The organism is Amycolatopsis sp. FU40, from assembly GCF_021903635.1.
Taxonomy (GTDB): Bacteria; Actinomycetota; Actinomycetes; order Mycobacteriales; family Pseudonocardiaceae; genus Amycolatopsis; species Amycolatopsis dendrobii.
In genome coordinates this window covers 4306114-4329500 of the sequence record NZ_CP091381.1, presented here as the reverse complement: position 1 = coordinate 4329500, position 23387 = coordinate 4306114, and the positions used below count along the sequence as shown (strand labels likewise).

Sequence of the window (23387 nt, the reverse complement as noted above, 5' to 3'; positions counted from 1 at the left end):
GACGGAAGGGGGAAACGGTGCGCGGAAAAGGAAAACCCGGACTCTCCGGACCCGGCGAGCGCCCGGCGCGGGGGCCGTAGCACGTCCGGCGGCAACCGCGTCCGCGATGTGAGCTGAATCGAAATTTCGCGCGCGGGCGGTGATCGGTGGTAACTTGGAAAGCCGGTCGTCCGCCGGGTCCTTCGCGGCCCGGGGCGGTTCGGCCGAAAAGCCCACCGAACATCCTCCGAAGGCATGGCGTGCCCGTGCGCGCGGAGAAGTCGGTTGACCACGGTTCGACAATGAGGACAGGAGGTGAAAAGCAACAATGGAACTCACGGCCACCAGCTGGCTCGCCCGAGCGGCGTGCCAGGACGAGGACCCGGAACTGTTCTTCCCGATTTCCGACATGGGTCCGGGGGCGCAGCAGGTCGCGAAGGCCAAGGCGGTCTGCGCGCGATGCCCGGTCCGCGCGGAATGCCTTTCCTATGCTCTCGACAACGGTCTCGGCAACGGGATCTTCGGGGGAACCACCGAGCTGGAGCGCCGGAAGCTGGTTCGATCCGGCTCCGCCGCCGCACGGCATCGAGTCGCCTGACCGCGAGCCGGTGACCATTTCCCGGCGGCGAGGGCGCTAGCAGTTTCCCCCACCACGACCGGCCGCAAAGCCCGGAACTCGGTGGTTGCGCCCGGGCGGCGATCGCAGACCGCGATCGCCGCCCGGGCGTTTTTTATTGCTGATCCGACCGGAAGCAGGCGGAACGGTCAGCTGCCGATCCCCCTGAGGCGACCGGTGTCCGCCGCGGCTGTAGTCGGATCGGCAATCATCGGCACGGTTTCTTCGAACGTTTCGGCGAGTCCGTACGGCGCCAATGCCGCCGTTTCGAACGCGGCCATCGCCGTCACCAGTCCGTTTCGGACGGTGAGCACGCAGACGCCGAATCCGCGATAAACCGATTCGCCGGGCCGGCGCAGATATCCGGCGACGGCGGGCTGCCGGTTCGCGCGCACCGGCACCATCCGGAAACTGCCCCGGTAGTACGGCGACTCCGGATCGAAACTCGGCCCGAGCGCGCCGAGAATCCGATCGCGACTGTCGAACCACAACGAATAGGGCGGCATCACCGCACGCGCGTCCTCGCTCAGCACAGCCGCCACAGCCTGCACGTCTGCCGATTCGTAGGCAGCGACGAACTTCCGCAGCAGCGCCGTTTCCTCGGCGGTCGTGCTGTCCGGAGCGGACCACTCGGCGCGCCGGGCGGGCAGCCGGGCGCGCAAGGTTTCGCGGCCCCGCTGCAGTGCGCTGTTCGCCGAGGCCACCGAAGTGCCCAGCAGTTCGGCAGTGTCCTTTGCGGACCAATCGAGCACGTCGCGCAGGATGAGCGCGGCGCGTTGCCGCGGCGGGAGCAACTGGATGGTGGCGAGGAAGGCCAGTTCGATGGTTTCCCGTTCGACGACCGCGGCGCCGGTGTCGTCCGGCGCCGCGGGGTCGAGCAGCAGATCGGGGAACGGGCCGAGCCACGGCACGTCCAGCGCGGAGATCTCGCCCGCCGGGTCGGCAGCCGGACCCAGTTCGTCCGGCAGCGCGCGCCGCGGCCGCCGGGCGAGCGCGTCGAGGCAGACGTTCGTGGCGATCCGGTACAGCCACGTCCGCACGCTCGCCCGTCCGGCGAAGCCGCGGCGCCCTTTCCAGGCCCGGAGAAACGCCTCCTGAGTGAGGTCCTCGGCCTCCTCGAACGAACCGCTCATCCGGTAGCAGTGCACGCGGATCTCGCGCCGGTGCTGTTCGAGCAGGGCACCGAACTCCTCGTCGCTGGTCACCCGGGCAACGGTAGCTCGTGAGCGCCGATGCCGGTGCTAACCGGCGTAAACACTCACGAGGCCGCTTCGTCCGCCAGCCGTTCCAGCCCGCTCTTCGTCTTGAGCGGCAAGTGCTTCAGGAACGCGACCGCGACCACCACGAGCAGCGCGATCGGCGCGCTGATCAAGAAGAGATCGCTGGTCGCGACTCCGTAAGCCTCGCGGACGACCGCCACGACCGGCGCGGGCAGCTGCGCCAGGTCGGGCACCTTCCCGCCGCTGCCGGACCCGCTCGACGCGGCGGGCCCGAGCCCGTCGGCGATGAGCGTGCCGACCCGGCTGGCCAGCACCGCGCCGAGCGCGCTCACGCCGATCGACCCGCCGAGGCTGCGGAAGAACGACAGCGTCGAGGTCGCCGCTCCGAGGTCGGCGGCGGGCACGTCGTTCTGCGTCACCAGCACCAGGTTCTGGTTGAGCATGCCCACGCCGACGCCGAGCACCAGCATGAACAGGCTCAGCTCCACCAGCGAGGTGTGCGCGTCGATCAGCCCGAGCAGGCCGAGCCCCGCCGCCATCAGCACCGAGCCGAGCAGCAGGAACGGCTTCCACTTGCCGGTGCGGCTGATCAGCTGGCCGGACACAGTGGACGAAACCAGCAACCCGAAGATCATCGGCAGGCTCATCAGCCCGGCCGCCGTCGGCGATTTGCCGAGCGCCAGCTGGAAATACTGCGACAGGAACACGGTGCCGCCGAACATCGCGACGCCGACCAGGAAGCTCGCGACGGTCGCGAGCGTGACCGTCCGGTTGCGGAACAGCCTCAGCGGCACGACCGGCTCGCGCACCTTCGACTCGACCCACACCGCGAGCACCAGCACGAGCACGCCGGCGGGCACGAGCACCGCGGTCTGCCAGGAACCCCATTCGAAGGTCGAGCCGGCCAGCGACGACCACACCAGCAGCGTCGAAACGCCGAGCATGATCAGGAACGCGCCGAGATAGTCGACGTGCACCTCGCGGCGCAGGGTCGGCAGGTCCAGCGTGCGCTGCAGCAACAGGATCGCGGCGAGCGCGAACGGCACGCCGAGGAAGAAGCACCAGCGCCAGCCGAGCCACGAGGTGTCCACGAGCACGCCGCCGATCAGCGGACCGGCGACCGTGCCGACCGCGAAGACCGCGCCGAAGACGCCGGAGAACTTGCCCAGCTCGCGCGGCGAAACGATGGCCGCCATGATCACCTGGGCGAGCGCGGTGAGCCCGCCGCCGCCGATGCCCTGGGCGATCCGGCTGAGGATCAGCACGTCGATGTTCGGCGCGAACCCGGCCACCAGCGAGCCGACCACGAACAGCCCCAGCGAGAGCTGGATCAGCAGTTTCTTGTTGTACAGGTCGGAAAGCTTGCCCCAGAGCGGGACGGTCGCGGTCATCGCGAGCAGTTCGGTCGTGACGACCCAGGTGTAGGACGACTGGCTGCCGCCCAGTTCGGACACGATCCGCGGCAGGGCGTTCGCGACCACAGTGGAGGCGAGGATCGCGACGAAGATGCCCATCATCAGGCCGGACATCGCCTGCAGCACTTGCCGGCGGCTCATCGCCGGGGAAGGCGCGGGCGACTGCGCGGTGGACAGGGACATGAACAGTCCTTTCCGGACTCGAGAGGTCAGCGAGGGTCGGGCAGGCCGGCGGCGGCAGCGGCGGCGGCCTCGTCGAAGATTTCGAGCAGCGGCTGGGCGCCGTTGCCGGCGGCCCACCTGCTGAGCGAGGTGTTGAGCACTCCGCCCGCCACCGCCAGCAGCAGCGACGGGAACAGGTCCTGCTCCGCGTCGGTGCCCGAACGCCGGGCGATGGCCGCGATCATCGGATCGCGCGAGCCGGAGTTGAGCGTCGTCGCGCGGATGAGCAGCGACGGATCGCCGTGGATGATCCGCAACCGGGTCAGCCATTCGTCGCGGTCCCGCTCGATGTCGGCGAGTTCCTCCCGGACGGTCGCGATGAACGCGGGGAACGCGTCGATCCCTTCCGGCTGCGCGAGGAACCGGGCGATCGTCTGCTCGGCCCGTTCGGCGTGGTCGGCGTACGCGAGCAGCACGGCGTCCTCTTTGACCGCGAAGTAGTTGAAGAACGTGCGCGCGGACACGCCCGCTTCGGCGGCGATGTCGTCGACGGTGACCTGGTCCAGACCACGCTCGTCGATCAGCCGAAGGGCCGCGAGGGCGATCGTGCGGTGGGTTTCGAGCTTCTTGCGCTCGCGAAGGCCGGGAGGGGTCACCGGATCAGCGTAGCGTGATCTTGCAGAAGCTGCAAAGTTGCAGTTTGTGAATCAGGGCACCTCGGGCCTCCCCGGAGCGGGCTGGCAGACTCACCGACCGTGAGCGGAACGGTGCTGGTGCTAGGCGGACGCAGCGAGATCGGGACGGCGGTGGCCGTCCGGCTGGCGCGCGGAGGAGCGAAGCGGTTCGTGCTCGCCGCGAGGCCGGGCGCGGATCTCAAGGAGCAGGCCGCCGCTTTGCGCGAGGCGGGCGCGGAGACCGTCGCGACCGAGGACTTCGACGCCGACGACCTCTCCGCGCACCGCCCGCTGCTCGAGCGCGTCCTCAAGGAGCACGGCCCGCTCGAGACCGTCGTGCTGGCGTTCGGCATTCTCGGCGACCAAGCCCGCGCGGAGACCGACGCCGCGCACGCCACCGCGATCGTGCACACCGATTACGTCGCTCAGGTGTCGGTGCTCACTCACACGGCGGAATTGTTGCGTGCTCAGGGTTCCGGAAACGTGGTCGTCTTCTCGTCGGTCGCCGGGATACGCGTGCGGCGGGCGAATTACGTGTACGGCTCGGCGAAAGCGGGGCTCGACGGGTTCGCCTCGGGACTGTCCGACGCGCTGCACGGCACCGGCGTCCACCTCCTGCTCGTGCGTCCGGGCTTCGTGATCGGCCGGATGACCGAAGGCATGTCTCCCGCGCCGTTCTCCAGCACCGCCGATCAGGTGGCCGACGCGACGGCCGCCGCGTTGCGCCGCCGCCGGGAAGTCGTGTGGGTGCCGGGCGTGTTGCGCTTGGTGTTCGCGGCGATGCGGTTCGTGCCGCGCGCGGTGTGGCGGCGGATGCCGCGCTGAACTCCCTGTGCCCGAAGGGATACCGGCTGTCGCCGCGCGCTCGGCCGAACGGGCAGCATCACATCTTCGCGACAGGTTTCTCAGGCTATTCCCAGCTAACGCGGTGATCCTCGAACGAGGGGGTCGAAATCCGTCCCCGGGGAAGCGAGGAACCGGCCGTGCTGATCACGTCCCGGGGCCGCCGGATCGGCGGCCGTGCGGTGCTGGGGGTGGTGTCCACCCTGGTGCTGGGCGCCACCGGATTCGCGTGGTCGCAATGGCACCGGCTGGACACGAGCCTGGTCACCGCCGACGTCATCGCGCCCTCCGCTCAGGTTCCGGACACCCCGGCCGGAGAACCGCTCACCGTCGCGCAGAACATCCTGGTGGTAGGTCTCGATTCCCGCACCAAACCGGACGGGACGCCGCTGCCGCAGAACGTGCTCGACGCGCTCCACGCGGGCAGCGGGGACGACGGCGGCAACACCACCGACACGATGATCGTGGTGCACGTCCCGGTCGGCGGGGCGGCCGCCACCGCGATCTCGATCCCGCGTGATTCCTATGTGGACATTCCAGGTTACGGCAAGCACAAGATCAATTCGGCGTACAGCCGCGCGCGGGCCGATCAGCGGGGAAAGCTCGCACAGCAAGGAATGAGCGGTCCGGAGCTGGAGGTGGCCGCCGACGCGGCCGGGGCGAAGTCGGCGATCGCCGCGGTGCAGAAGCTCACCGGGCTCACCGTCAATCACTACGCCGCGGTCAATCTCTCCGGGTTCGCCGCGCTGAGCCAGGCGGTCGGCGGAGTGCAGGTGTGCCTGAACGCCCCGGTGCACGATTCCTTCTCCGGTGCGGATTTCCCCGCCGGAACGCAGACCGTCTCGGGTACCCAAGCGCTCGCCTTCGTCCGGCAGCGGCACGGCCTGCCGGGCGGCGACCTGGACCGGATCGCGCGGCAGCAGGCGTTCATGTCGGCGATGGCGAAAACCGTTCTCGGCTCCGGCACCTTCACCGATCCGGCGCGGCTTTCGTCCCTGGTGGACGCTTTGGCAGGTTCGGTCACGCTCGACCACGGCTGGAACCTGCTGAGCTTCGCCCAGCAACTGCACGGCCTCAGCTCGGGCGCGATCGCGTTCGGCACGATCCCGGTGCAGAGCCTGTCGCTGGCCACCCCGTCCGACGGCGACGCGGTGAAGGTGGATCCGGCGCAGGTGAGGGAGTTCGTGCAGGCGCAGATCAGCTCGCCGGACGTCTCGGCCTCCGGGGGAGCATCCGATTCGGACACTGTCCACCCGTCGTCGAGCGGCGGCCTGGTGCGGCCGATCGCGCAGACGACGACGCCGGCTCCTCCGGCGGGGACTCCGGCGCAGCCGAAGCTGACGACTGCCAGCGGCTGTGTGAACTAGGCCGTCGGCAGCGTGATGGTGAATGCCGCGCCGCCTTCGGGTGCTGGTCCGGCGGTGAGCGTTCCGCCCATTCGCGTCACCAGTCCGTGTGCCAGCGCCAGCCCGATGCCGGACCCGACCGGGCGGCTGTCGCGGTACCGGGCGTTGAGCACGCCGCGTTCGAACGCCACCGGGTAGTCCTCCGGCGCGAGCCCCGGCCCGCCGTCCCGGACCGACAGATGTGCGTGGCCGTCCGCGACCGCCAGCGCGAACACCATCGGCGCGCCCGCCGGCGTGACGCGCAGGGCGTTCTCCGCCAGCCCGTCCACGACCTGGTGCAGCCGCCGGGCGTCGGCGGTGACCAGGACGGTTCCCGGGGGAGACTGGACGGTCAGCGAGACGTCCGAGCGCGCACAGCGCAGGCGCCACACCTCCGCGCAGTCCCGGACCAGCGCGGCGAAGTCGAAAACGTCCAGGTCGAGCTGGAATTCGTCGGCGCCGAGGCGGGCGAGTTCCAGCAGATCCGACACGAGCCGTTCCAAGCGCTGGGCCTCGCGGTGGATCGTCTCGCCGGCGCGGCGGGCGTCCGGGCCCTCGGCGACTCCGTCGGCGATCGCCTCGGCGAAACCGGTCACCGCGGTCAGCGGGGTGCGAAGTTCGTGCGACACCGACAACAGGAACTCCCGTTGCCGGGATTCGCTGCGGGCCAGCGCGTCGGCGAGTTCGTTCAGCGAGCCGGCGACCTGCGCGACCTCGGCAGGGCCTTCGACCGGAACCCGCACGTCGCGGCGGCCGGCGCGGAGACTCCCCGCGGCGGCGGCCGCGCGGCGGAGCGGGCGGCCGAGCAACCGCCCGGAGACGTATCCGGCGACGGCGGCGACCAAGAGCCCGATGCCCAGTGCCAGAAGGATGTTGCGCAGCAACGCGTGCTGGGTCGATTCGGCGCTGCGCACCGGCTGCACGAGCGCGAACGCGGCTTCCGGGCCGACCGGGCGCACTTCCACGAGGTAGTCGACGTCGCCGATCGCGACCCGCGTCGAACGGTCCGTTCCGGACGTGAGCCCGGCCCGTTCCGCCGCGCGCACCGCGGTCGCCTGGCCGGAGTTCTGGCCGCTGACCCGGTGCACGACGACCTCGATGCCCTGCCCCCGCACGACCGCCGCGACCTTGCCGATCGCGAGCCGGTTGCCGATGCCGGTGCCGTCGAGCTGCCCGGCGACGACGTCGGCCTGGTCCCGCAGCGACTGCTGCAGCACCGAATCGGCGGTGCTGCGGACCAGCCGGGACGCGACGAGCCCGGCCACGAGCACCGCGATCCCGGCGACCGCCAGGCACACCACGGTGATCCGGAGCGCGAGCGTGGTTCTCATCCGGCGTCCGCCGCGTAGCCGATGCCCCGGACTGTCCTGATTGGACTATCCTCGCCGAGTTTCGCCCGCAGCTGCGCGACATGCACGTCCACCGTGCGGGTCCCGGCCGCGGCGGCGTAGCCCCAGACCGCGCTGAGCAGCTGATCGCGCGACAGCACTTGGCCGGGGTGACGCAGCAGGTAGGCGAGCAGATCGAACTCGGTGGAGGTGAGCGCGACCTCCTCCTGGCCTGCCCAGGCGCGGCGCCCGGAGACGTCGACGCGCACGCCGCCGCAAGCCAGCGTCGTGGCCGGACTGCCGGACGCGCGCCGCAGCACAGTCCGTACGCGGGCGGCGAGTTCGCGCGGGCTGAACGGTTTGGTCAGGTAATCGTCCGCGCCGATTTCGAGACCCAGCAAGCGATCCAGCTCGTCGTCGCGGGCGGTCACGAACAGCACCGGCGTCCAGTCGCCCGCCGCGCGCAGTGCCCGGCAGATCTCGATCCCGTCCATTCCGGACAGTCCAATGTCGAGCACAACGGCCACCGGCCGCAGCCGGCGGACGGCCGCGAGCGCCTTCGCGCCGTCCGGCTCGACCTCCACCCCGAACCCGTCGCGCCGCAGGTACAGCGCAGCGAGTTCGGCGATCGCGGTCTCGTCCTCCACGACGAGGACGAGACCGCGGCCAGCTGACCCCATCCGGGCTCCCGTTCCTCCGGCCGGCTACGTCGGGGGAAACGGTACGCGCGTCACCGCTGCCCGTCGCCCGCCATGTCGGACTGGATCGAGTCCAGCGTGGACTGGATGCTGCTCAGATCGCCGTCCGGCGCCGCCCCCGACGACGGCGTCGAACCGTTGTCGCACGCCACGCAGCCGAGCCCGACGACGGCAGCCGCGGCGGCGATCGCGATCAGCCGTTTCACTTCGGCGCCTGGCAGTGCGCCGCGGCGAACGCGTCGAGCTGCTTCGTCGCGTTCGCCAGCTCCCCGATCCGGCCCTGCCGTTTGTCCGCCCGCTTCTGCAGCCGGTCGGCCTGCGCGGTGTGGCCCTTTGTGCGGGCGTCGTTCGCGCGCGCCTTGAGATTCGCGACCGACCCGGAGACCTCCGGTCCGCCGTTGATCCGGTTGGTCAGGTTCTGGGCCTGTTTGCGCAGTTTCGGCACCCAGGCCGTGCACATCTGCTGCACCTCCTGCGGGCTCAGAGTGACCGGAGCCGGGGCAGGCGCCTGCGTGTCGGCGCTGGCGATCGGCGCGGCCACGAGCAGTCCGGCCGCGATCCCGCAGCCGGCCAGTGCCAGCCGCCTCGTTCCTCGCATCGTTCTCGTCCTCCCGTGTCGGTGTTTCCGGAACCACCGTCGCGCGCGGGTGTACGAGGGGTGTGGGACGAATGTTCGGGTTCGGTAAAGCCCGCCGGCCCGGGGGGAGTGTTACTCTCTTGCGGAGAGCGAGGAGGCCGCCGTGCTCGGAAACCCGTACGACCGCGAATGCCCGACGCGCCAGCTGCTCGACCGGATCGGCGACCAGTGGACGGTGCTGATCGTCGGCGCACTGACCGACGGCCCGCTGCGGTTCACCGAGATCGGCAAGCGGGTCGACGGGATCTCGCAGAAAGTCCTGACGCAGACCCTGCGCAGCCTCGTCCGCGACGGCATCCTCATCCGCACCGCGTACCCGGTGATCCCGCCCAAGGTCGAGTACGAACTGACCCAGCTGGGCCGCAACCTCGCCGAACCGCTGGACCTGCTGGACCGGTGGGCGCGCCAGAACATGGACCAGGTGACGGCGGCGCGAGCGGCTTACGACGCGGAGAACGCCGCCACTGCTTCTTGAGCGGCGATGCCGCGGTTCTCACCGGCGTTAACACTCACGAGGGCTGCCGCAGCAGGTTCGTCAACGTATGCGCCTCCTTGAGCAGCAACGCCCCCAGCTCGCCCCGCCGCTCCGCCCGGAACCGCGACTCCACCCCGGTCAACGTCAACGCCCACGCGGGCTCTCCGGCGGGCGTGAACACCGCCGCCGCCATTCCCCAGCTGCCCTCGACCACCAGCCCGGGATTGGTCGAATACCCGTCCTCGCGCGTCCGCGCGACCCGGGCCCGCACGTCCTCCGCCCGGTGCGCCGGACCCCACTCGGCCGTCAGGTCCACTGTGGACAGATAGTCCTCGACCTCCCGGTCCGGCAGCATCGACAGCACCACCAGCCCCGCCGACACCACGCCCAGCGGGAACCGGGCGCCCTCGTACAGCACGAACGACCGGATCGGGAAATCGCCGTCCTCGCGCAGCAGGCAGACCGTCTCGTTGCCTCGCCGGGCGGAGAAGAACGCGCTTTCCCCGGTCGCCGCGGCCAGCCGGTGGACGCTCGCGCGCGCCTGCTGCGTCACGTCGTAGCGCGGGGCGGCCGCCTCGCCCAGCAGGTACAGCTCCGGGCCCAGGTACCAGCGGCCGGATTGCCGGTCGCGGTCGACGTAGCCCTCGGCGGCCAGCGACGCGAGCAGCCGGTGCACCGTCGGCCGGGCCAGGCCGCACTGGCGCGCCAGCTGCGAGGTCGACGCTCCGTCGCGATAGGCGGACAATGCGCGCAGGACCGCGGACACCCGTCCGACGACGTGGTCAGGAGGCGAGGCAGGCACGGGACGAGGGTACGTCCGCTCAGTGGACGCATCGGGCGCGGGTGTTCGGTGCGCGAGAGGTTTGCCGGGGATCCCGGCGTGTCGGTTGACCCGTTTCCCCTGCGCTGGGTTGTATGCGGGGACTGACCACTCACCGAACGAAGTGGAGAGGATGCCGTGCCGACGAAGTACCGCAGCGCCGCGGAGGCCCTCGACGGGCTGCTCGAGGACGGGCTGACGATCGCGGTCGGGGGCTTCGGCCTCACCGGGAACCCGAACGACCTCATCGAGGCGGTCCGGGACTCGGGCGTGCGCGATCTGACGATCGTCTCGAACAACATGGGAGTCGACGGGGCCGGACTCGGCATTCTGCTCGAGAACCAGCAGGTGCGCCGGGTGATCGCGTCGTACGTGGGCGAGAACAAGCTGTTCGCGCAGCAGTACCTCGACGGGACCGTCGAGGTCGAGTTCACCCCGCAGGGGACGCTCGCCGAGCGGATGCGGGCAGGCGGCGCGGGGATCCCGGCGTTCTACACCAAGTCCGGCGTCGGCACGCCGATCGCCGAGGGCAAGCCGCACGCCGAGTTCGACGGGGTCACCTACGTGCAGGAGCGCGGGATCGTCGCCGACCTCGCCCTGGTGCACGCCTACGTCGCGGACCCGGCCGGGAACCTGATCTACCGGTACGCCTCGCGGAACTTCAACCCGCTCGTCGCGACCTGCGGCAAGGTGACCGTCGCCGAGGCCGAGCAGGTGTCGGACGAGTACCTCGATCCGGAGCGGATCACCACGCCGGGGATTTACGTGCAGCGGCTGATCCAGGCCGCCGCGCGGGAAAAGCAGATCGAAAAGCGGACCGTGCGCGTGCGTGAGGAGGCGTCGGCGTGAGCTGGACTCGGGACGATATGGCCACGATCGGGGCCCGCGAGCTGCGGGACGGCGATTACGTGAATCTCGGGATCGGGATTCCCACGCAGGTGGCCAACCACATTCCGGACGGTGTGCAGGTGACCTTGCACAGCGAGAACGGGATTCTGGGGCTGGGGCCGTTTCCCTGGGAAGGGGAGGAAGACCCGGACCTGGTGAACGCCGGCAAGCAGACGGTGACGCTGCAGCCCGGGGCCAGTCTGTTCGATTCCGCGGAGTCGTTCGCGATGATTCGCGGCGGGCACATCGATCTGGCGTTGCTCGGGGCGCTGCAGGTGGGGGCCAACGGGGATCTGGCCAACTGGACCGTGCCGGGAGCGCTGGTCAAGGGGATGGGCGGGGCGATGGATCTCGTCGCCGGGGCCCGCCGGGTGGTGGTCATCACTGATCACACCGCGAAGGACGGGACGCCCAAGATCGTCGAGAAGTGCACTCTGCCGTTGACCGGGGCCGGAGTGGTGAACCGGATCATCACCGACTTGGCTGTCCTGGATGTGACCGAGGACGGGCTGAAGCTGGTGGAGCTCGCGCCTGGGGTCTCTCTTGAAGAAGTGCGGGAGAAGACCGGGGCGCCGGTAGCGGAGTAGCTGCGGTCTGGATGCCCTGGCGCGCCGGGGCGGCTTCAGAGAAGTGCGTGAGGGGAACCCTGAGGGAATCTGATTCCGTCAGGGTTCCCCTCACGGCTTTGGTTACCTGGCGGGGAGGATGCGGCCTCGGACTTCGCCGAAGCCCAGCTTCGCGCCGCCGCTGGTCGTGGCTGCGCCGGTGATCGTGACCTCGTCGCCGTCTTGCAGGAAGGTGCGGGATTCGCCGTTGACGGTCAGCGGGTCCCGCCCGCCCCAGGAGAGTTCCAGGAACGAGCCGCGTTCGGCTGGGTCCGCCCCCGAGATCGTGCCCGAGCCGTAGAGGTCGCCGGTGCGAGCGGAGGCGCCGTTGACGGTCAGGTGGGCCAGCATCTGGGCGGGGGACCAGTACATCTCGCGGTACGGCGGGCGGGCCACTTCCTGGCCGTTCCACTCCACGGACAGGGTGATGTCCAGGCCCCACGGCGACGATTCCCGCAGGTAGGGCAGGGGTTCCGGCGACGTCTGGCCGGGCAGCGGCACCCGGGCCCCGGCCAGCGCCAGCACCGGGACCACCCACGGCGAGACCGACGTCGCGAAGCTCTTGCCCAGGTTCGGGCCCAGCGGGACGTACTCCCAGGCCTGGATGTCGCGCGCGGACCAGTCGTTCAGCAGGACCGCGCCGAAGACGTGGCGAGGGAAGTCGTCCGGCGAGACCGGGGTGTTGGCGGGGGTGCCCGCGCCGACAATGAAGCCCAGCTCCGCCTCGATGTCCAGGCGGGTGCTCGGGCCGAAGACCGGACCGTCCTCGCCCTTGCGCTGGCCGCTCGGGCGGACCACGTCGGTGCCGGACACGTAGACCGTGCCGGAGCGGCCGTGGTAGCCGACCGGGAGGTGTTTCCAGTTGGGCAGCAACGGTTCCGCGTCCGGACGGAACAGGCGGCCGACGTTCGACGCGTGGTGTTCGGAGGCGTAGAAGTCCACGTAGTCGGCGACGTCGACGGGCAGGTGCAGCTTGACGTCGGCGACCGCGTGCACGGCTTCGGCGGGCACCTCGCCGGTCACCAGCGTCTGCAGCCGCGTGCGGACCTCGACCCAGCGGTCGTAGCCCTGCGCCATGAAAGCGTTCAGCGTCGGCTCGGCGAAGACCGCGTCGCCCAAGGCGATCGACAGGTCCAGCACGTGCTCGCCCACGCGCACGCCCACCCGGGGGCTGCCGTCGCCTGCCGAGAAAACGCCGTACGGCAGGTTTTCGACGCCGAAAGGGGAGCCGGCGGGAATGTCGAGCACGGTCATGCGGTGGCTCCGATCAGGCCTAGGTCTGTCAGTTCGGTGAGCGGGTCGGTGATGCTGCAGGTGCCGAACGAGGTGAACTTGGCGCGGGCCGCGGCCAGGCGCTCCGGGGCCAGCGCGCGGATCCGGCCGGCGACGGTCTCGGCATCGCGTTCGGCAAGCAGCGCAACGACTTCCTCGTCCTCGGCGCTGCGGTCGGCCGCCTCGGCGGCGAGCAGGAGGTTCAGGAATCCGTGCTGCTCGAAGCCCGTGTTCGGGTCGGTGTTGCGGATCGCGTGGTGCAGGCCCGCGGTCGCCTTGAACGGCACGCCCGCCTCGGCGGCCGCGCGGATCGCGGCGGCGAGTTCGGCTTCGTCCGGGTAGTACTCGGCCGACGTGCCTCCGGTGCGGAACTTCGCCTTGTGCGGGGTGCCGGAAAGCGCCCGCAGCAACGGAACCCGGCGTTCGTCGCGCGGGATCTCCACGGCGACCGGGACCGGGCAACCGTCCACCGCGGACAGGAACTCGGCGACGTCCATCCCTTGCGGCACCGCGATTTCCAGCGATTCGACCGACACCGGAAGCCCGTCGACCGCCTTGAGCACGCCGGCGATCCCGGCAGGCCCGCCGGGCAGCGTCACAGTCAGCGGCAGGGTGGTTTCCCGGCCCTGGACGACCTCGGCGAGTTCCGCCAAGCCGGACGCGGCGACCACCAGCGGGCCGACCATCGCGGCGTACGGCGCGGCGGTGTGCCGGTCGTGGGCGGCGACGGCGTCCGGCAGCGGCGCGAGGCCGGGCGGGAAGACCGCCGCGTCGTCGAGCAGGCCGCGGGTCAATGCGTCGGTCACGACTGCGGTCCCCGTCCTGCCCAGGTCCAGGCGTAGCCGGGGTCGTCGCTCGCGTGGCCGCCCTCGCCGATCTCCAGCGGGCGGAACGTGTCGACCATGACGGCCAGCTCGTCGAAGAACTCCGCGCCGAGCGAGCGTTCCACCGCGCCCGGCTGCGGGCCGTGGCTGTGGCCGCCGGGGTGCAGGCTGATCGAGCCCTGGCCGATGCCGGAACCCTTGCGCGCCTCGTAGTTCCCGCCGCAGTAGAACATCACCTCGTCGGAGTCCACATTGGAGTGGTAGTACGGCACCGGGATCGACAGCGGGTGGTAGTCGACCTTGCGCGGGACGAAGTTGCAGATGACGAAGTTGTTGCCCTCGAACACCTGGTGCACGGGCGGCGGCTGGTGCACGCGGCCGGTGATGGGCTCGAAGTCGGAGACGTTGAACGTGTACGGGTAGAGGCAGCCGTCCCAGCCGACCACGTCGAACGGGTGCGTCGGGTACACATAACGGGTGCCGACGACGCCGCGCGAGCCGCGGTGCTTCACCAGCACCTCGACGTCGGTGCCCTCGACGACCAGCGGCTCGGCCGGGCCGTGCAGGTCGCGCTCGCAGTAGGGCGCGTGCTCCAGCAGCTGGCCGTAGCGCGACAGGTAGCGCTTCGGCGGCGCGATGTGCGAGTTCGCCTCGATCACGTAGGCGCGCAACGGTTCCGGGCCCTTCGGCACCCAGCGGTGCGTGGTGGCGCGGGGGAGGATCACGTAGTCGCCGGTGCGGGCGGGCAGCGCGCCGAACACCGTCTCGACGACCGCTTCGCCGGACTCGACGTACACGCATTCGTCGCCGATCGCGTTGCGGTACAACGGAGAAGCCTCGCCGGCGGCGACGTAGGAGATCCGCACGTCGCCGTTGCCGAGCACGAGACGGCGGTTGTTGACGACGTCCGCGCTCTTCCATTCCTGGCCCGGGAACAGCGTGTGCAGCTTGAGGTGCAGCGGCTTGAGCGGCCGGTTCTCGGTGAGCGTCTGGTCCGGCAGTTCCCACGGCGTCGCGTCGACGATCGCGGACGGGATGCCGCGGTGGTAGAGCAGCGACGAGTCGGAGGAGAAGCCCTCCTCGCCCATCAGCTCCTCGGAATAGAGCCCGCCTTCGGGCGTGCGGTGCTGGGTGTGCCGCTTAGGCGGGATGCTGCCCGCGCTGCGGTAGTAGGCCATGGGTCGCCTCCTCGGCGCGAAGTAATCAAAGTATGTACTACTTTTCGGTCAGCCTAGTCCACGGACTGGCCGGGGGAAAGGGTTAGCGGCGGGTCGCGAACCCGGCCCGGCCGGAGATGAGCTTGTCCAGCAGCATCACCAGCACGCGCTGTTCGGCCTCGGTGAGCACCTCGACCCAGCCGGCCTCGCGTTCGTTCTGCGCCTCGAACACCTCGAGCATCTCGGCGTGCCCGGCCTCGGTGAGCGACAGCCGCACCGAACGGCCGTCCGTCTCGCCCGGCGTCCGGGTCAGCAAACCCTCGCTGACCAGGGTTTTCGCCAGATTCGACACGGCCGCGCGGCTCATCCCGGCGAGCCGCGCGGCGGCGGAGGGTTCGAGCGGTCCGGCCAGCCACACGACGAACAGCACCCGGAACGCCGACCACGACCGTCCGCGCGGCCGGTGCACGGCGGATTCGAGGTCGTAGGTGACCAGGTTCGACGCCCGGTTCAGGGTCAGCAGCACCTCGGTCGCCAACTGGTGGCAGAATCCGAATTCCTCCGAGAGCCTGTGGTTGGCCAGCGCGATGAACGACCAGAAGTCGAGCGAGTCCGGGTCCGGCGGCGCGGCGGGGTCCTGCATGGACAGCACTGTAACCGCGCCGCCGGGATAATCAAACTCGAAACTACTTCACCGGGCGAGCCAGGCGGGCGCCCGCGTCGCGCGGCACCTTCAGGAATGCCAGCATGACCGCCGCGACGACCAGGCAGCCGATCGGGAAGTACAGCCCGATCGTCACGTCGCTCTCGGTCGCCGCGAGCCCGATCGCGTACGGCCCGAAGAACCCGCCGAGCGCGGCGATCGAGTTGATCGCGGCCAGGCCGACCGCGGTGTGTTCCTTCGACAGCACGCGCGCGGCCATCGCCCAGTACGGCGCGAGGTAGCCGAGCACGCCGATCGCCGCCAGCGAGAGGCTGATCAGCGACAGCGTCGGCACGGTCTTGAACTGGATCGCGCCGAAGAACCCGATCGCCGCGACCAGCACGGTGCCGATCACGTGGCCCTTTCGCTCGCCGGTGCGGTCGGAGTTGCGGGCCAGCAACAGCATGCCGACCGCGCCGACGACGTACGGGATCGCGCCGAGCAGGCCGATGTTGGTCGAGGAGTACTTCGGGTCGAGCTGTTTCACGATCAGCGGCAGGAAGAACGTGAGCCCGTACAGCCCGCAGGCGATGAAAAGGTTGGAAATCGCCAGCAGCATGACCTTGCCGTCGCGCACCGCGCGCAGCTGGCCGAGGAACGTCTCCTTCTCCTCCGGCACGTACTCGCGGTCGATCTCGGCCTGCAGCCAGGAGCTCTCCTCGGCGGTCAGGAACTTCGCGTCGGCGGGCTTGTTCGGCAGGCAGAAGAAGGTCAGCAGGCCGATCAGCACCGCGGGCGCGCCCTGGAGGATGAACACCCACTGCCAGCTGCTCATGCCGAACCAGTGCACGTGGTCGAGGATCCAGCCGCCGAACAGGCTGCCGAGGATCAGCGCGATCGGCTGCGCGAGCGCGAGCGTCGCGATGGCCCGGCCGCGTTCCTTGCCGCGGAACCAGAAGGTCAAGTACAGCAGCAGGCCGGGGAACAGGCCCGCTTCGGCGATGCCGAGCAGGATCCGCGCGATCATCAGGTGCGTCACGCTCGCGACGAACCCGGTCAGCACGGTCACGATGCCCCAGCTGACCGCGATCCGGCTGAGCCACAGCCGGGCCCCGACCTTCTTCATGATCATGTTGCTGGGGACCTCGAACACCACGTAGGCGAGGAAGAAGATCGCCGACGCGACGCCGAAGGTCGCGGCCGTGATGGTGAGCTCCTTGGCCATGCCGAGCTGGGCGTAGCCGATGTTCGCCCGGTCCATGTAGTTGAAGATGTAGAGCAGCAGGACGATCGGCATGATGCGGACGCCGACCTTGCGGACGGTTCGTCTGGCCAGCGGGGAGTCCGCCGTGGTGGCGGCTGCGGCGGGGACGGACATGGGGTTTCTCCTCGACGGTGAGCAGTAACTCTCGGGGGTCAGGCAGCGGCGGAACGGCCGGCGATGCGGCCCATGGCGACGGCGTTGGCGACCGCGTTGCCGCCGCCGACGTAGCGGAAGCCGAGCACTCCGGCCCCGGCCTCGCCCGCGGCGAACAGCCCGGGCACGCGGTCGCCGCGGACGTCCAGCACCGCGGCGCTGGAGTCGATCTCCAGCCCGGCGTGCGTGCAGACCAGTTCGGCGGGCAGCGTGCGCGCGGCGAAGAACGGTCCGGTGGCGATCTTCTCGGGCGGTTCGGCGGCACCTTTGGCGGACAACGTTTCGTGTCTCAGGAACTCCGGGTCCTCGCCGGTGGGGAGCTGGGCGTTCCATCTGTCCACAGTGGCCTGAAGAGCGGCGGCGGGCACGTTCATCCCGCCCGCCAGTTCTTCCAGCGTGTCCGCGCGCAGGGTGCGGCCAGCGTCCGCCTCGGACAGTACGTGCTCGGCGTTCCAGTGCGCGTAGCCCGGCGGGAGGTCGCGGCGCGCTCGGTCGTCGAAGACCATCCACACTGGACCGTCCTGCGCGGAAATGATGCCGCTGGACACCGCGTAGGAGGCGTCCTCGTCCATGAACCGGCGGCCGTGTGCGTTCACCAGCACGCGCGAGCGCGGCGGGAAACCGGACTGCCAGTGGTGCAGGCGCTGGAAATACGCGGTCGGCAGCAGCAGTCCCCAGCCTTCGCCGGTGATCGAGGCGGACACCTGCTCGCCGAACGCGAAGTGGTCGCCTCGGGAGCCGGGCGCGGCGACGACGAACAGATCCTCGCCCGCCGCGTCCGCGTCCGGGTAGTACCGCGAGCGCAGCGCGGGGTCTTGCGCGAACCCGCCGCTGGTCACGATCACCGAGTTCGCGCGAACCTCGATGCCGTCGGCGACCACGCCGGCGACCCGGCCGTCCTCCACGAGCAGCCGTTCGACCCGGGTGTTCAGCACCGCTTCGGCACCGGCCTTGCGGCGCGCACGGTCGAGCACCTGGACGAGGCCGTAACCCTGGTCCTTCGGCACGTGCCCGCGCCAGACGTCCTCGACGCCCGCGCGGGTCAGGCCCGGGGTGTGCGCGTCGTGCGACACCTTCGCCGGGATTTCCGCGCCGAGCCCGATCAGCCATTCGACCGCGGGTCCGGCCTCGCGGCAGAACGTCTTGAGCAGGCCCGGTTTCAACTGCCACTGGTTGAGGTCGAGGTAGTGCTGGAAGAACCGCTCCGGCGTGTCCTCGATGCCCAGCGCGCGCTGGACGCTCGTGCCCGCCGCGGTGAGCATGCCCGCGGACAGCTGGGTCGAGCCGCCGAGTTCCTTCTCCGACTCGAACAGCATCACCGAGGCGCCGTGCTCGGCCGCGGAGACCGCTGCGGCCAGGCCCGCGCCGCCACCGCCGATCACCACGACGTCCGTGTCGACGCTCATCCGAGATCACCTCCGGTTTCGGCGAGAATGCGATGGTAGAGACCGTTCGAGACGAGACCGCCGTCCACAGTGACCTCGCTCCCGGTCAAGTAGGTGGACCGGTCCGAAAGCAGGAACAGCACCGTGTCGGTGATTTCCTGGGGATCGGCCATCCTTCCGGCGGGCACACTGTCCACAGCGGACTTGACGAACGCGTCCGCGCCGGCCAGCAGCCCGGTGCCGACCAGCCCCGGATGGACGGAGTTGACCCGGATCCGCCACTTCGCGAAATTGCCCGCGGCGGACTTCGACAGTCCGGTCAACCCCCATTTGCTCGCCGAGTAGGCGGGGGAGAAGTAGCCGATCTGGCCGGAGATCGACGAGATGTTCACGATCGAACCGCCGCCCGAATCGCGCATCAGCGGCGCGGCCGCGCGCATCCCGTGGAACGGCCCGGACAGGTTCACCGCGAGCACCCGGTCCCAGACCTCGGCGGTGGTGTCCTGGAATTCCAGCCGCCGCGAGATGCCCGCGTTGTTCACGAGCCCGCCGAGCGAACCGTGTTCGGTGCGGATCCGGTCGAGCACGCGAGTCCACTGTGCTGTTTCGACAACGTCCATTGTGTACGGCGTCGCCGCACCACCGGCCGCGCGGATCTCCTCGGCGATTTCGTCCGCACCAGCGAAATCCGCGACGCAGACGTGCACGCCGCGTTCGCCGAGCGCGCGGGCGTGCTGCGCGCCCATCCCGTTCGCCGCGCCCGTCACGAGCACGACGTCCGGGTAGCGCACGGCTTCGGTGGCGTCAGACATGCCGGGAGCCGCCGTCGACCGCGAGGCTGTGCCCGGTCACGTACCGCGAGCTGTCCGAAAGCAGGAACAGCAGCACGCCGCACACCTCTTCCGGCGAGCCGATCCGGTGCAGCGGCACCGCGTCGAGCGCCTTCGCCAGCGCGGGTGCGTCGTCCTGGATCCAGCGGGTCATCTCGGTGTCGATGTAGCCGGGGGCGATCGCGTTGACCCGGATGCCCTGGTCGCCGAGCTCCACCGCGAGCGATTCGGTGAGGTGCGCGACCGCGGCCTTCGAGCTGCAGTACGCCGCGCGGCCCTTGCGCACGCGGACCGCGGACACCGACGCCATGTTGACGATCGCGCTGCCCGGCTCCATCCGCGCGGCCGCGGCCTGCGCGCCGAACAGCACGCCCTCGACGTTCACCGAAAGCGTCGAGCGGATCTGCTCCGGGGTGATGTCGGGAACCTCGGCGTAGGGGAAGATTCCGGCGTTGTTGACCCAGAAGTCGATGCGGCCGAACTCGTCGATCGCGCGCTGGGCGAGCGCGACGTGGTCCTCGGCGCGGGTGACGTCGACAGCGGACGCGACGATCCGGCCCGGCTTGTCCTCAAGGGACTCCGCGGCCAGCGCGGCGGTGAGGTCGTCGGCGGTGGCGGTCATCGCGGCGGTGTCGAGATCGCCGCCCACCACGTGCACCCCGCGGGTGGCGAGACCGGCGGCGAATCGCGCGCCCATGCCTCGGGCCGCGCCGGTGACCACGGCGACCTTGCCCGGCATCTCCGGGTAGCGCGCGGTCGCGGGCTGGTGCAGCACCCGGCCGGGGCCGGTGGGGGCGAGGGGAGGGACGGGGGTGGTCAAGGAGGGCTCCTAGGTGAGGGTGGGCGGGTCTCGTGAGTGTTCATGCCGGTTCTCACCGGCATGAACACTCACGACGTGGTCAAGGCTCGCGGTGCACGGTGCGTCGGCGCACGCGCCAGCCTTCCGCGGTGCGCACGAGTTCGTCGTCCAGCACGGTGAGCCGGTGCAGTCGCGGGGCGCCGCCTTCCGGCGTCCCGACGATTTGCAGGTAAGCCAGCGCTCGCAAGGTGTCCTCGGACTGTCCTGATCGGACCTCCACTGTGGACACCACGTGCCGCAGCCGCTCGCCGGACTCGACGCATCCGGCGTGGAACCGCTCGGCGAACGCGGTCAGCGCGGCGGTGCCGGCCTCGGGCTCCGGGTAGCTGGGCGAGACGAACTCCCCGTCCGGGGTGAACGTGGCGGCCCAGCGCGCGGCCTGCCCGGAGTCGATGGCGTGGCTCTGGCGGCCGTAGAGCTGATGCACCGCCAGCACGTCCTCGACGGGTACCTCGCTCATGTCCGAACCTCGATCCGCGGGGGAGTTGCCTGGAGCGGCAAACGTGCTATATTCGCACGCACCGTGCGATATGTAGGAACAGTAGGTCGCCGGACAAGCTGTCGTCAAGGGAGTCGTGTGTCCGAATCGGGGACGTCGAAGACGCTGAGCCACGGGCTTCAGGTGCTGGAGCTGCTGGTGGAGCACCCGCAGGGGCTCACGATGACCGAGATCGCCGAAGGGATCGGCGTGCACCGCACGGTCGCGCACCGCCTCGTGCGCACGCTGGAGGCGCACCACCTGTGCCGCCGCGACCGGTTCAAGCGGATCTCGCTCGGCACCGGCCTGGTGCGCCTGGCCGAACCGGTGGAGCAGGACCTGCGCACGCTCGCGCGCCCGGTGCTGGAGGAGCTTTCGGACGCCGGCCGAGCGTCGGCGCACCTGGTCGTCCGCGAGAACGCCGAGCAGGTGCGGATGCTGATGATCGTGGAACCGCGGCAGGCGCGGATGCACGTGTCGTTCCGCAGCGGCCAGCTCGACCCGATCGGACGCGGATCGGCCGGGCTCGCGCTGCTCTCGGCGGAGCCGCCGGTGGAAGGCGAACGCGAGGAGATCACCCGCGCCCGTTCGCGGGGTTATGCGGTGTCGGTGGGGGAGATCGCGCCGGGGATCACCGGGATTTCCGCGGTGGTGCCGACCGGCCGGGACGCGCCGGGCACGAGCATCGGGCTGTCGCTGTTCGAGGCGCCGGACCCGGACGAGCTGGGCCGGTTGGTAGTGGCCTCCGCGCAGCGGCTGGGCTCCCTGCTGAAGTAGCTCGCGGCCGACGAGTCCGGCATCGTGCCGCCCCCGGGCTAGCGGCCGACGAGCCCGGCTTCGTGCGCGAGCAGTCCGGCCTGCGTCCGGTTCGTGCAGTCGAGCTTCACCAGCATCCGCGACACATAGCTCTTCACCGTCGCCTCCGCCAGATGCAGCCGGCCTGCGATGTCCGCATTGGACAGTCCTTCGCCCAGGCACGCCAGCACATCCCGCTCCCGCTCCGTCAACCCGGCGGTCCGGCGGCGGGCTTCGTCGTCGCGGCGGTGGCCGTCCGACGACAGCGCGACCAGCCGGCGCGCGGCCGACGGCGACAGCACGGTATGCCCGTCCGCGGCCACCCGCACGAGGCCGATCAAATCCTCCGGCGGCGTCGACTTCACCAGGAATCCCGCCGCGCCCGCGCGGAGCGCGCGGATGACGTAGGTGTCCGCGTCGAACGTCGTCAGCGCGACGACCGCGGGCGGTTCCGGCAGCGCGCAGATCCGTTCGATCGCGGTCAGCCCGTCCACGCCGGGCATCCGCAGGTCCATCAGCACCACCGAAGGCCGGTGCCGGACCACTTCCTCGACCGCCTCCGCGCCGTCCCGCGCCTGCGCGACTACCTCGATGTCGCCGGCCGAACCCAGGATCGTGCGCAGGTGCGCGCACACCATCGGCTCGTCGTCGGCCACCACGACCGTGATCACCGGGCAGCACCTTCCGTGGTCGGGACGTAGGCGGGAAGTATCGCACCGATCTTGAACCCGCCGCCGGGCGCCGGGCCCGCCTCGAAGCTCCCGCCGACGAGTTCGACCCGCTGGCGCAACCCGCTCAGCCCCGCGCCGGAGCCGGTGCCCGCGAGCGCCGCGTCCGGCGGCCGGGTCGCGCGGGTGTTGGCGACCGCGACGTCCAGCCCGCCCGGGTGGTAGCGCAGTGAAACAGTGGCCGAGCAGCCCGGCGCGTGCTTGCGGATGTTGGTCAGCGCCTCCTGCACGACCCGGTACGCGGTGCGCGCGACGGTCGGTGACACCGAGGTCCGGTCTCCGGTCACGGACAGCTCGGTCGCGATGCCGACCGCCACCGATTCGGCGACCAGGTCCGCCACCTCGCCGGGCAGTGGCGGATTCGGCACCGGAGGTTCGATCCCGGTGCCATTGCGCAGCACGCCGACCAAGTCGCGCAGCTCGTCGAGCGCGTGCGCACCTTCGCGACGGATGTCCTCAGCGGCCGACTTCACGGACGGATCCGGCGACGTCACGCCGAGCGCGCCCGCGTGCAGCACCATCAGGCTCAACCGGTGCGTCACCACGTCGTGCATCTCGCTGGCCAGCCTCCGCCGCTCGGCCGCCAGCGCCTGCTCGGCGAGCAGATGCTGCTCGCGTTCCGCACGCTCGGCCCGGTCGCGCAACGAACTCAGCAACTGCCGCCGCGCCTCGAAATACAGCGCCACCGCCACCGGAAGCGCGGTGCTCAGCAGCCCGAACGGCGTCGTGTTCCAGGCCGGGTTCCACGGCCGCGTCGCCAGCAGCGCCAGGAATCCGGCGATCCACAGCAGCCGCCGCCGGTCCAGCTGCCGGACGAGCTGCGCCAGCACGATCGGCGTGATCGTCGGGACGGTCATCAGCGTCGGCTGCCGGCCGGGCACGAGCAGTCCGGGGGAGAAGAGGTCGGACGCCAGCATCGCCAGCGAGGCCGCGATCAGCAGCCCGGCCACCGCGTTCGGGAAACGCGCCAGGAGCAGCAGGGACGCGTCGCAGACGAGTTCGAGCACGAGCGTCGCGTACGGCCCGAGGAAACCGGTGGTGGGCCCGGCGGCGAGAAACAGCCCGAAGTCGAGGCAGGCGAACACCAGCGCGGCGCCGCCCAGCCAGAGCCAATCGGTCGACCGCGGCCAGGAACGGCGTGTGCTGGTCACCCGGCCACGGTATCCGGTCGCCGGTCCGTCCGCGCCGGATCCGCACCGCACGGGTGGCGGGCTACCGCCGAAAGTTGCGGCCCGGGCGGAAACGATCCACTTT

Annotated in this window: 26 protein-coding genes; 7 read left to right on the top strand and 19 right to left on the bottom strand. The window is 70.6% G+C overall.

Annotation, left to right across the window (positions count from 1 at the left end; translation table 11 throughout):
- Nucleotides 1-307 precede the first annotated feature (307 nt).
- Nucleotides 308-577, top strand: a complete 270-nt coding sequence (locus tag L3Q65_RS20700; RefSeq protein ID WP_009080567.1) for a WhiB family transcriptional regulator — start codon at nucleotides 308-310, stop codon at nucleotides 575-577.
- Between the two features lie 167 nt (nucleotides 578-744).
- Here L3Q65_RS20700 and L3Q65_RS20695 read toward each other — a convergent pair whose 3' ends face one another.
- The 3 genes from L3Q65_RS20695 to L3Q65_RS20685 are packed head-to-tail and all read right to left on the bottom strand — an operon-like array spanning nucleotide 745 to nucleotide 4048.
- Entirely contained in the window at nucleotides 745-1800 is a 1056-nt protein-coding gene (locus L3Q65_RS20695) for an RNA polymerase subunit sigma-70 (protein ID WP_237600573.1), read from the bottom strand.
- Nucleotides 1801-1853: 53 nt separating this feature from the next.
- Nucleotides 1854-3413, bottom strand: coding sequence for an MDR family MFS transporter (locus tag L3Q65_RS20690; protein ID WP_237600572.1), 1560 nt, complete (start codon nucleotides 3411-3413; stop codon nucleotides 1854-1856).
- A 26-nt stretch (nucleotides 3414-3439) separates the two neighbouring features.
- Nucleotides 3440-4048 carry a TetR/AcrR family transcriptional regulator gene (locus L3Q65_RS20685; RefSeq protein WP_182893455.1) on the bottom strand — a complete coding sequence of 203 codons (609 nt, stop codon included), beginning with the start codon at nucleotides 4046-4048 and terminating at the stop codon, nucleotides 3440-3442.
- Nucleotides 4049-4147: 99 nt separating this feature from the next.
- Here L3Q65_RS20685 and L3Q65_RS20680 point away from each other — a divergent pair, with 99 nt between their 5' ends.
- Together L3Q65_RS20680 and L3Q65_RS20675 are read left to right on the top strand one after the other, a co-directional pair.
- Complete coding sequence (locus L3Q65_RS20680; protein ID WP_182893454.1) at nucleotides 4148-4891, top strand: SDR family NAD(P)-dependent oxidoreductase; 744 nt, start codon at nucleotides 4148-4150, stop codon at nucleotides 4889-4891.
- 158 nt (nucleotides 4892-5049) lie between these two features.
- Nucleotides 5050-6276, top strand: coding sequence for an LCP family protein (locus L3Q65_RS20675; protein ID WP_182893453.1), 1227 nt, complete (start codon nucleotides 5050-5052; stop codon nucleotides 6274-6276).
- Here the strand turns inward: L3Q65_RS20675 and L3Q65_RS20670 are convergent.
- The 4 genes from L3Q65_RS20670 to L3Q65_RS20655 are packed head-to-tail and all read right to left on the bottom strand — an operon-like array spanning nucleotide 6273 to nucleotide 8918.
- Nucleotides 6273-7625: a sensor histidine kinase KdpD gene (locus L3Q65_RS20670; RefSeq protein WP_182893452.1), complete on the bottom strand. Its 1353-nt coding sequence runs from the start codon at nucleotides 7623-7625 to the stop codon at nucleotides 6273-6275. The two genes, L3Q65_RS20675 and L3Q65_RS20670, sit on opposite strands and share 4 nt — an antisense overlap.
- Entirely contained in the window at nucleotides 7622-8302 is a 681-nt protein-coding gene (locus tag L3Q65_RS20665) for a response regulator transcription factor (RefSeq protein WP_182893451.1), read from the bottom strand. The genes L3Q65_RS20670 and L3Q65_RS20665 overlap by 4 nt, the downstream gene beginning before the upstream one ends.
- A 50-nt stretch (nucleotides 8303-8352) precedes the next feature.
- Nucleotides 8353-8526, bottom strand: a complete 174-nt coding sequence (locus L3Q65_RS20660) for a hypothetical protein (protein ID WP_182893450.1) — start codon at nucleotides 8524-8526, stop codon at nucleotides 8353-8355.
- The gene (locus tag L3Q65_RS20655; RefSeq protein WP_182893449.1) at nucleotides 8523-8918 is read right to left on the bottom strand and encodes a hypothetical protein; all 396 of its coding nucleotides are present in this window, start codon (nucleotides 8916-8918) and stop codon (nucleotides 8523-8525) included. Before L3Q65_RS20655 ends, L3Q65_RS20660 begins: the two co-directional genes overlap by 4 nt.
- A gap of 142 nt (nucleotides 8919-9060) precedes the next feature.
- Here L3Q65_RS20655 and L3Q65_RS20650 point away from each other — a divergent pair, with 142 nt between their 5' ends.
- Complete coding sequence (locus L3Q65_RS20650; RefSeq protein WP_182893448.1) at nucleotides 9061-9432, top strand: helix-turn-helix domain-containing protein; 372 nt, start codon at nucleotides 9061-9063, stop codon at nucleotides 9430-9432.
- A 34-nt stretch (nucleotides 9433-9466) separates the two neighbouring features.
- On the opposite strand, the gene L3Q65_RS20645 is transcribed toward L3Q65_RS20650, so the two are convergent.
- The gene (locus L3Q65_RS20645) at nucleotides 9467-10234 is read right to left on the bottom strand and encodes an IclR family transcriptional regulator (protein ID WP_182893447.1); all 768 of its coding nucleotides are present in this window, start codon (nucleotides 10232-10234) and stop codon (nucleotides 9467-9469) included.
- 156 nt (nucleotides 10235-10390) lie between these two features.
- On the opposite strand from L3Q65_RS20645, the gene L3Q65_RS20640 reads away from it, so the two are divergent.
- Both L3Q65_RS20640 and L3Q65_RS20635 read left to right on the top strand, forming a co-directional pair.
- Complete coding sequence (locus L3Q65_RS20640; RefSeq protein WP_182893446.1) at nucleotides 10391-11101, top strand: CoA transferase subunit A; 711 nt, start codon at nucleotides 10391-10393, stop codon at nucleotides 11099-11101.
- Nucleotides 11098-11727: a CoA transferase subunit B gene (locus L3Q65_RS20635; protein ID WP_304504573.1), complete on the top strand. Its 630-nt coding sequence runs from the start codon at nucleotides 11098-11100 to the stop codon at nucleotides 11725-11727. The genes L3Q65_RS20640 and L3Q65_RS20635 overlap by 4 nt, the downstream gene beginning before the upstream one ends.
- 102 nt (nucleotides 11728-11829) lie before the next feature.
- On the opposite strand, the gene fahA is transcribed toward L3Q65_RS20635, so the two are convergent.
- The 9 genes from fahA to L3Q65_RS20590 all read right to left on the bottom strand — a co-directional run bounded on the left by fahA (nucleotide 11830) and on the right by L3Q65_RS20590 (nucleotide 20592).
- A complete protein-coding gene (gene fahA / locus L3Q65_RS20630) occupies nucleotides 11830-12999 on the bottom strand; it encodes a fumarylacetoacetase (RefSeq protein WP_182893445.1) in 1170 nt (389 codons plus the stop codon).
- Complete coding sequence (locus L3Q65_RS20625) at nucleotides 12996-13853, bottom strand: hypothetical protein (protein WP_237600921.1); 858 nt, start codon at nucleotides 13851-13853, stop codon at nucleotides 12996-12998. Before L3Q65_RS20625 ends, fahA begins: the two co-directional genes overlap by 4 nt.
- On the bottom strand, nucleotides 13820-15019 hold the full coding sequence (locus tag L3Q65_RS20620; RefSeq protein WP_043830279.1) for a homogentisate 1,2-dioxygenase: 1200 nt from the start codon (nucleotides 15017-15019) through the stop codon (nucleotides 13820-13822). Before L3Q65_RS20620 ends, L3Q65_RS20625 begins: the two co-directional genes overlap by 34 nt.
- Nucleotides 15020-15101: 82 nt before the next feature.
- Nucleotides 15102-15641, bottom strand: coding sequence for a MarR family winged helix-turn-helix transcriptional regulator (locus L3Q65_RS20615; protein WP_237600571.1), 540 nt, complete (start codon nucleotides 15639-15641; stop codon nucleotides 15102-15104).
- Nucleotides 15642-15684: 43 nt separating this feature from the next.
- Nucleotides 15685-17019 carry an MFS transporter gene (locus L3Q65_RS20610; RefSeq protein WP_182893443.1) on the bottom strand — a complete coding sequence of 445 codons (1335 nt, stop codon included), beginning with the start codon at nucleotides 17017-17019 and terminating at the stop codon, nucleotides 15685-15687.
- A 38-nt stretch (nucleotides 17020-17057) separates the two neighbouring features.
- Nucleotides 17058-18464 carry an FAD-dependent oxidoreductase gene (locus L3Q65_RS20605; RefSeq protein ID WP_237600570.1) on the bottom strand — a complete coding sequence of 469 codons (1407 nt, stop codon included), beginning with the start codon at nucleotides 18462-18464 and terminating at the stop codon, nucleotides 17058-17060.
- The gene (locus L3Q65_RS20600) at nucleotides 18461-19255 is read right to left on the bottom strand and encodes an SDR family NAD(P)-dependent oxidoreductase (protein WP_237600569.1); all 795 of its coding nucleotides are present in this window, start codon (nucleotides 19253-19255) and stop codon (nucleotides 18461-18463) included. The genes L3Q65_RS20605 and L3Q65_RS20600 overlap by 4 nt, the downstream gene beginning before the upstream one ends.
- The gene (locus L3Q65_RS20595) at nucleotides 19248-20012 is read right to left on the bottom strand and encodes an SDR family NAD(P)-dependent oxidoreductase (protein WP_370648216.1); all 765 of its coding nucleotides are present in this window, start codon (nucleotides 20010-20012) and stop codon (nucleotides 19248-19250) included. Before L3Q65_RS20595 ends, L3Q65_RS20600 begins: the two co-directional genes overlap by 8 nt.
- Nucleotides 20013-20172: 160 nt before the next feature.
- A complete protein-coding gene (locus tag L3Q65_RS20590; RefSeq protein WP_182893440.1) occupies nucleotides 20173-20592 on the bottom strand; it encodes a nuclear transport factor 2 family protein in 420 nt (139 codons plus the stop codon).
- A gap of 117 nt (nucleotides 20593-20709) precedes the next feature.
- Between L3Q65_RS20590 and L3Q65_RS20585 the strand changes: the two genes are divergently transcribed.
- Nucleotides 20710-21387, top strand: a complete 678-nt coding sequence (locus tag L3Q65_RS20585; RefSeq protein WP_182893439.1) for an IclR family transcriptional regulator — start codon at nucleotides 20710-20712, stop codon at nucleotides 21385-21387.
- 38 nt (nucleotides 21388-21425) lie between these two features.
- On the opposite strand, the gene L3Q65_RS20580 is transcribed toward L3Q65_RS20585, so the two are convergent.
- Together L3Q65_RS20580 and L3Q65_RS20575 are read right to left on the bottom strand one after the other, a co-directional pair.
- On the bottom strand, nucleotides 21426-22076 hold the full coding sequence (locus L3Q65_RS20580) for a response regulator transcription factor (protein ID WP_182893438.1): 651 nt from the start codon (nucleotides 22074-22076) through the stop codon (nucleotides 21426-21428).
- Entirely contained in the window at nucleotides 22073-23284 is a 1212-nt protein-coding gene (locus tag L3Q65_RS20575) for a sensor histidine kinase (protein ID WP_237600568.1), read from the bottom strand. The genes L3Q65_RS20580 and L3Q65_RS20575 overlap by 4 nt, the downstream gene beginning before the upstream one ends.
- Between the last annotated feature and the right edge of the window lie 103 nt (nucleotides 23285-23387).